Origin of the sequence: Clostridium sp. ATCC BAA-442 (genome assembly GCF_964239415.1) — a bacterium.
GTDB lineage: Bacteria > Bacillota > Clostridia > Oscillospirales > Oscillospiraceae > Flavonifractor > Flavonifractor plautii.
In genome coordinates this window covers 1-949 of sequence record NZ_CAXSQB010000002.1, presented here as the reverse complement: position 1 = coordinate 949, position 949 = coordinate 1, and the positions used below count along the sequence as shown (strand labels likewise).

Annotated in this window: 2 protein-coding genes; both read right to left on the bottom strand. The window is 66.9% G+C overall.

The annotated features are described in order from the left end of the window. Nucleotides 1-39: 39 nt before the first annotated feature. Nucleotides 40-294, bottom strand: coding sequence for a heavy-metal-associated domain-containing protein (locus ACESY8_RS01070; protein WP_007494111.1), 255 nt, complete (start codon nucleotides 292-294; stop codon nucleotides 40-42). An 83-nt stretch (nucleotides 295-377) separates the two neighbouring features. Beyond that, the gene (locus tag ACESY8_RS01065; RefSeq protein ID WP_009260762.1) at nucleotides 378-863 is read right to left on the bottom strand and encodes an NADH-quinone oxidoreductase subunit NuoE family protein; all 486 of its coding nucleotides are present in this window, start codon (nucleotides 861-863) and stop codon (nucleotides 378-380) included. Nucleotides 864-949: the final 86 nt, after the last annotated feature.

The following is a 949-nucleotide window of genomic DNA, read 5'->3' as shown; positions in this document are numbered from 1 at the left end:
CCCCCCCCCCCCCCCCCCCCCCCCCCCCCTCTGTTTCGCTCATTTTCCCCAGGAGAACAGACCCTTTTTCTCATAGGGCTCGCAGCTCACCGACTGCACCGTGTAGCCGGTCGCGTCGATAACCTGGCGCAGCCTTGCCTCGTCGATAGGTTCCTCCGCCACCACGACGGTCTGTTTCCTGCTGTGGGAGGAGGTGACCTTCTTGACGGGGAAGGCCTTGCGGACGGCGTCATTTACATGGGATTCACACATGCCGCACATCATCCCGTCCACCACAAGAGTATACTTTGTCATAAAACCGCGCCCTTTCCGCTCCGCTGTGCCGGAATATTTTGTTAGCAGATACTAACCGATCGTAGCACAGCGGAGGGAAACTGTCAAGGGGAGGGCCGCCCGCCGCCCTCGTCCACCAGGGCGCGGATGAGGGCCTCGTCAGCGCGGGAGTGGAGCGCGCCGTCCCACCGGAGGCTGGGGCCGTTGGGGCAGTTTTTCATACAGCCGGTGATGCGGTAGGTGAAGCGGCCGCTGGCGCTGACGCCGCCCGGGCGCACGCCGTAGGTCTCCTCCACAAAGGCGGCCAGACGGGCCGCGCCCCGGCCGGAGCAGCGGGGGCCGCCGCACAGCTCCAGGCGGTGGGGGGCCTCCTCGGTGCGCAGGCCGGGGTAACGCCTGATGATGGCGGACAGAAAGGTATCTCTGAGGGAGAGGGCGGCGGCGATCTCCGCCAGATCGGCGGCGGGCAGTGCGCCGCCGCGCTCCTCCTGCACCTCCCGCAGCAGGGCCACCAGCGCCCCCTGCTCCCCCGGCGCCCCCTGGCGGCGGTAATAGGCGAGGGCCTCCTCCAGTGTCCAGTCCTGTGTCATGCATCTGCCTCCTGTCTGTCGTTTCCCTCATTATGCCGCATTTCCCGGGAAAGATCCACCCCGGACAGGGAGGACAGGGGGAAGGG